The sequence below is a fragment of the Bacillus sp. AFS001701 genome, assembly GCF_002559405.1.
GTDB lineage: Bacteria > Bacillota > Bacilli > Bacillales > Bacillaceae_G > Gottfriedia.
Genome location: NZ_NTZO01000391.1, coordinates 1 through 4,570 on the forward strand (window position 1 = coordinate 1; position 4,570 = coordinate 4,570).

Here is a 4,570-nt window from a genome sequence, read left to right on the forward strand (position 1 = left end):
GGGGAACAATTTTTGAAAATCTATCATTTATTAGCATTTATTCCATTTATTGCTATTCTAGGCTTTTCATCTTGGGCAAACCACGTTGAGCCATTTGTACTGGGAATGCCTTTTCTCCTTTTTTGGGTTGTACTTTGGACTGTTTTTTCAACACCAGTTATGTGGATTATCTTTAAATTAGATTCGGCTAATAAGGGGGACAGATAAGATGAATAGTGCATTAATTATAATTTTTCTTTTTCTTGCAGTATCGATTTTTCTAGGGGTACAAGCTAGGAAAGGAAAAGACATGAATCTTGAGCAATGGAGTGTTGGAGGCAGAGGATTTGGTACTATTTTCGTCTTTCTCTTAATGGCTGGTGAAATCTATACAACCTTTACGTTCCTAGGTGGAAGTGGTTGGGCTTATGGAAAGGGAGGTCCAACCTACTATATCACTGCTTATGGTGCACTTGCTTATATTATGTCTTATTGGTTGCTTCCAAAAATATGGAAATATGCTAAAGAAAATAATTTAATGTCTCAACCGGACTTTTTCGCAAGTAAATACAAAAGTAAAGCCCTTGGCGTTTTAGTTTCACTAGTTGGTGTATCTGCTGTAATTCCCTACTTAGTTCTACAGTTAAAAGGATTGGGAAGCATTGTTTCGGAAGCTTCTTATGGAATGATTTCACCAACCTTTGCAATTTGGATAGGTGCAATTTCAGTGACGATTTATGTAATGATCTCTGGTATCCATGGATCTGCATGGACTGCAGCGTTAAAGGATATTATGATTCTTGGTGTTGTTCTTTTTCTAGGAATCTATCTACCTATTCATTATTATGGTGGATTTCAAGCGATGTTTGAGGCAGTTGATAAAGCTAAACCAGGTTTTTTAAGTCTCCCAAAAGAGGGATTAAGTGTATCTTGGTTTAATTCTACGGTTCTTCTAACAGCTTTAGGATTTTATATGTGGCCGCATACTTTTGGCTCTGTTTATTCAGCTAAAAGTGAAAACGTATTTCGTAAAAATGCGATTATCATGCCTTTATACCAACTTGTATTGCTATTTGTGTTTTTCGTTGGATTTGCAGCAATCCTTCAAGTTCCTGGACTACAAGGTCCGGATGCTGATCTGTCTTTATTAAAATTAAGTAAACAATCTTTTAACCCGTGGTTTGTTGGAATCATTGGTGGAGCAGGGGTACTGACGGCAATCGTGCCTGGCTCGATGATTCTAATGGCATCTGCTACTTTAATATCAAAAAATATTTATAAAGTGTTTGTACCAACAGCAACAGAAAAGCAGGTTGCAGTTTTAGCTAAATACCTAGTTCCTGTGGTTGCTTTATTCGCAGTTTATTTCACATTTAATGGTGGAACTACATTAGTAACTCTGCTTTTAATGGGATACAGTCTAGTTACGCAATTGTTCCCAACACTTGTCTTTAGTTTAATGAAAAAGAACTTTGTAACGAAGCAAGGTGCATTCGCTGGTATTCTTACTGGAGCTGCAACAGTTACTTATGTCACTATAAGTAATACAACAATCGGTTCATTATTCCCAGCACTGCCTCAATATATTAAAGATTTGAATATCGGTGTGATTGGCTTAGTTGTAAATCTTGTATTTTTAGTCGTTGTAAGCTTACTGACTAAAAACATAGCGGTTCAAAGCAAAAAAGAAATTGTAGCTTAAATAAGATTTACTTTGTAACAAGGGGTTGATTGATTTAATCAACTCCTATTTTTGGTGTAGGCATTCTTAAAAATCTAGGAGATTTACGAAGTTAGGTTTTTATCTTTGACCTCTTCAAAACTTTTAAAGTATCTGGAACTTGCTTTATAAAGAGCTAGTCCTATAATTGTTCCAATTGTATTTAGTATTAAGTCATCAATATCACATGATCTGTAGTTATAGCCAAGGAACAGCCCGGAGGTAGCTTGAATTAATTCGATTACTAGACTTAATGTAAAACCTATTAAAATCGTTTTTCTGTTTGTTATTTTGAAAAATAGAATAGGGAATGCAAAACCTAGTGTATGAATAATAAAACATTACCAGCAATTTGTTTTAGAACAATTGAAATTGAGCCATAACAGATGGTATCTATGATCGATTTAAAGGGAATTAAATTATGATGATATCCCAACTGATCTTCTATCATTACTTGAATTAATTTTTTGATAGGGGAATGGAAATAAAGTGAAATTAATAAGGCATGTAAAGTAAATACCAAAGATTAACCATAAAGAAGTTTTAGGAGAGTTATTGAACCTTTTAGAAATTGATATCCAAAAAATAGGATAAAAAAAGTAGAGATGATTATGCTAGGATATAAGAAATTTAACATTCAATAGTACCAGCCTTTCATAATACCAGACATAATAAATTAGGGATCCAGAACCTTGAATATTATAAATTAGAATATTTACCCAAGTTTCCAATCGTTTTATTACATCTAGAGAATATCATACTTGTATAGTTTTCTATCATCATTTTTATGTCGAATTTTAGAAACTTATAAATTAATTTGATTAGATCAAGAAATTTTCTTAGTAACAAAAGATGTAACATAACGATTGTTACCAGCTTTTAACCCAATTCCCCCAAATGGATATTTATAGCTAAAAAGATTGCAAAAATAGAGAAACCCTAAGAAAACCACCATTTATAGGTGGTTTTTCTATTTGAGCAATATAATATTGGCCTATTTAACATAGATTTCTTCTGAAATTAGCGGTATCAAACTGTAAAATTCAATAAAATCAAGGCAAAAATAACCCAAGTTTAAATCAAAGGGAAATCAATTTTAATTGTAGAATTTTTCATTTATTGAGTTGGAATCATTTGAATTTGGTCAGTTGGTTTTTAGGAAGGAGATTACATACGCAGTTATAAACGATTAATTCAGTGAAAAATCATTATTTAATCAGAAAAAACAATATTGATACTTTTTTTCAAAATTAAAATCACATCAACACTTAATATAATTAAACTAGATCAGGAAAAGGAACATCTTAGAGTATGGAGGAAGTTATATGAAAATTGAACAATTAAGTCATCTTTGTGGAGTTTTAGAAAGTGGTTCCTTTACGATTGCAGCACAGAAATTTTTTATTAATGAAGCTGATATGAAAGAATCAATCATTAGTTTAGAAATTGAATTCGGCATAAAGCTAATTGAGTGTGACGACGAATCTAAAGTGGTGCATACATTTGAATGTTTACAAATTATTTCACATATAAAGGAAATCGTAAGGAATTGTCGCGAAATAGAAGAGGAAATTAAATCCTTACATAAAAAACCTTCTGTTAATACAATGTATGATGTAAGTATGTTTTAACTCTTTATAGTTTTAAATAAGGACCACATACTAATTGATTGGGTCTTTTTAGAATAACTCTTACTTTTCAAATATACGGCAAAAAAGAAGGCTACAAATTCAGTAGCCTTCTTTTAATTTGTCTCATAAATAATTTTCCCTGTTCTGGAGGTATCATAATCTCCTAAAGAATCAACCTCTGATTGAAACTGATTTGAAGATAAAATTTCTGTGACAATTCTGATCAGTCGTTCATTTGCAGGGGTTTTTAAGATAACCAGGTCATATTGTTCTGTGATTAGTGGAATAAAATCAATTCCTACAATTTTAGCAGCTTTTTCAATTCCGACTCCAACATCTGCTACCCCAGTAGAGACGGCGGAGGCCACGCTTAAATGATTGCTCTCTTCATGATCATATCCATTAATCTTTTTAGAAGATATTTCGTTGATACGGAGCTGTTCATCGAGAAGTATTCGCGCACCCGAACCTTTCTCTCTATTTACAATCTTTATATCTTCGCGCTCTAAATCTTTCCAAGAGTTAAGATTTAAAGGGTTACCTTTTTTAACGTATAAACCTGCTTTCCTAGATAGCAGATTAAATAAGATAAATGGGTGTCCCACTAAAATTTTATTAAGATATGGTAGATTATACTCTCCTGTATCTCCGTCAAAAAGATGAAGGCTAACGATGTCACATTCTCCATTATACATAGAAATAAGACTGTTTAAGCTTCCAGTAAAAGATCTTAAAGATTTATAAGTTGAGTTTTTCTCAATCTGTTTACCGAGCATATCTAAAACTAAATCTTGGCCACTAATAACAACATGATTTGATTCTTTTGGATCGCTTCTGCGAGGTTCAGAAACAGAGGCAGGCAATGTGGTGTTCTGATTGGTTTTATTGTTTTTTATGTAATTATCCAAGTCATTTGCTGCTATTCTCATCTGTCTTCCTACACGGAATACAGGTAATTCACCTTTTTTGACAAGGTCATAAATGGTTAATTTCGATACTTTTAAAAACTGTGACACTTCTTCGATTGTATAGGAAAGTTCCATCGTCATTTACATCCCTCCATTTCCTATTTTAACTCAATGCCTTTTAAAAAGCATATTCCTAGTAAATTTAATGAAAATTTTAAAATTCTATTTCTTGTTTAGTTATAACTAAATATAATTAGATATAACTAGTTATATTTTAAAAAGGAAGGCAGATGAATAATGAAACGACTTTATTCTTTATTTTTATCGATAAT

At 32.1% G+C, this 4,570-nt stretch carries 5 protein-coding genes; 3 read left to right on the forward strand and 2 right to left on the reverse strand.

What is annotated here, in order from left to right; genetic code table 11:
• Both CN514_RS19910 and CN514_RS19915 read left to right on the forward strand, forming a co-directional pair.
• The coding region (locus CN514_RS19910) for a DUF3311 domain-containing protein (protein WP_353652087.1) at positions 1-207 on the forward strand (207 nt) is incomplete at its 5' end.
• A gap of 1 nt (position 208) precedes the next feature.
• Positions 209-1,681 (forward strand): sodium:solute symporter family protein, encoded by a 1,473-nt coding sequence (locus CN514_RS19915; RefSeq protein ID WP_098234080.1) that lies wholly within the window; start codon positions 209-211, stop codon positions 1,679-1,681.
• Between the two features lie 83 nt (positions 1,682-1,764).
• Here the strand turns inward: CN514_RS19915 and CN514_RS26895 are convergent, their stop codons facing one another.
• The gene (locus CN514_RS26895; RefSeq protein WP_098234084.1) at positions 1,765-2,034 is read right to left on the reverse strand and encodes a VanZ family protein; all 270 of its coding nucleotides are present in this window, start codon (positions 2,032-2,034) and stop codon (positions 1,765-1,767) included.
• A gap of 990 nt (positions 2,035-3,024) precedes the next feature.
• Between CN514_RS26895 and CN514_RS19925 the strand changes: the two genes are divergently transcribed.
• Positions 3,025-3,330, forward strand: a complete 306-nt coding sequence (locus CN514_RS19925; protein ID WP_098234081.1) for a LysR family transcriptional regulator — start codon at positions 3,025-3,027, stop codon at positions 3,328-3,330.
• A 113-nt stretch (positions 3,331-3,443) separates the two neighbouring features.
• Here CN514_RS19925 and CN514_RS19930 read toward each other — a convergent pair whose 3' ends face one another.
• Positions 3,444-4,379: a substrate-binding domain-containing protein gene (locus CN514_RS19930; protein ID WP_098234082.1), complete on the reverse strand. Its 936-nt coding sequence runs from the start codon at positions 4,377-4,379 to the stop codon at positions 3,444-3,446.
• Positions 4,380-4,570: the final 191 nt, after the last annotated feature.

What these genes read in the sequence shown, in the direction of transcription:
- CN514_RS19915 (WP_098234080.1), top strand. Translation starts at nt 209, where the DNA reads ATGAATAGTGCATTAATTATAATTTTTCTTTTTCTTGCAGTATCGATT.
- CN514_RS19925 (WP_098234081.1), top strand. Translation starts at nt 3,025, where the DNA reads ATGAAAATTGAACAATTAAGTCATCTTTGTGGAGTTTTAGAAAGTGGT.
- CN514_RS19930 (WP_098234082.1), bottom strand. Translation starts at nt 4,379, where the DNA reads ATGACGATGGAACTTTCCTATACAATCGAAGAAGTGTCACAGTTTTTA.